The organism is Microcoleus sp. BR0-C5, from assembly GCF_036705045.1.
Classification (GTDB): domain Bacteria; phylum Cyanobacteriota; class Cyanobacteriia; order Cyanobacteriales; family Microcoleaceae; genus Microcoleus.
In genome coordinates this window covers 1-1,319 of the sequence record NZ_JAUBTR010000206.1, presented here as the reverse complement: position 1 = coordinate 1,319, position 1,319 = coordinate 1, and the positions used below count along the sequence as shown (strand labels likewise).

Genomic DNA, 1,319 nt, shown 5'->3' with positions numbered 1-1,319 from the left:
AGAGACATCCACAAAAAAAATGATCCAATAGCTATGTGGGAAAGCGCGAAAATTTCCACAAACCATTTTTGAAGATTGGGGAGGCGATTAATCTGGGTTTCAATTTCTGCCATAGCTAACTTGTTGAGTGTAACTCCTGTGGAGTAAATTGTTTCTACCAATGTTACTACTGGATTTTTATCCTTAAATGTGAGAGTTTTGGCGAAATTTACTACAGTCTCAACAGTGTCAAGTAAACTACCATTCCCATGCTTTTCTAACCAACCAAAACAACGTTCTATCGGGTTATATTTGCTATGATATGGCGGATAATAAGCCAGTTGTAACGTCAGTTGAGATTCTCGGGCAAAATCTACAATTCGTTTCATAAACTGAGTGCGACGATAATTATTTTCTGGTCCATTATCTTGATTCATGACCAATTTTTGAATGTGACTAAAACGGTGTTTGACAGTTTGCCACCAACTTTCAAGTAAGTCAACAATACAATCAGCCGTCAACTTAGAAGTAACGAAGAATAAAAATAACTCGTTGTACTCAGGCAGAAAAATGCCATAGGGAATCACGGTTGATTCAGTCGAAAAATCGTGATCGAGTGCAATAGTTGACGTTCGATTTTTACCACAGAGATCAAATTCTCCAATCTTGACTGTTGCTTTGGCATCAATGGAGATCCGAAGAGTATTAGGGTTATTGTCAGCTTCTGTATTGACTTGGACAAGTTGTTCAAAAATGGCTGATGTTTCGGGGATTTTTTTGACGGGTTTAGTTTTGAGAATTCGTTTTAAGGTATAACCCAAATCATTCAATCTTCGTCGAATTGTTTCTGCTGAAGGTAGTTCTTCATCACTATAACCAAATTGTTCCATTAGTTGACGACGGACTTCACTGGCAGTGATTCGTGTATATAATAGTGTACTTTTAAAGCTGGGATCAGTTTGACTGTGTGGGTCTACTAACGATTTAATATCCTTCAATAAGTTGGGTAATGTTGTTTCAACCCGCTTTCGTCCACTGCGCTTGAAACCATCGACAATTGGCTGACCACTTTTCAATTCTTGCATCCCTTTACGGATGGTGCGTCTATTCCATCCTAACTCCCGTTCTGCTAACGTTTGCCCACCTATTCCTAAACCTTTGACTACCGATGCCATGAATTGTCGTCTGTCTGTCCCCTTGAGTTTTTTAGCTGTTGTGATGTAAAGAGATTTGGCGTGTTCGGTCAGTTTCATGATAGATTTTAGAGACATAAGATAGGCTGCACACTGAAATTATATTTTGCTCATTATAGGATCAATCATTCTGTGGTGTTCTCTTAG

General features: G+C 38.7%; 1 protein-coding gene. It reads right to left on the bottom strand.

The window, feature by feature from the left end; all coding sequences use genetic code 11:
* Window positions 1-1,232: ISAzo13 family transposase (locus QUB08_RS31955; protein ID WP_333230314.1), on the bottom strand; the 1,232-nt coding region annotated here is incomplete at its 3' end.
* Between the last annotated feature and the right edge of the window lie 87 nt (window positions 1,233-1,319).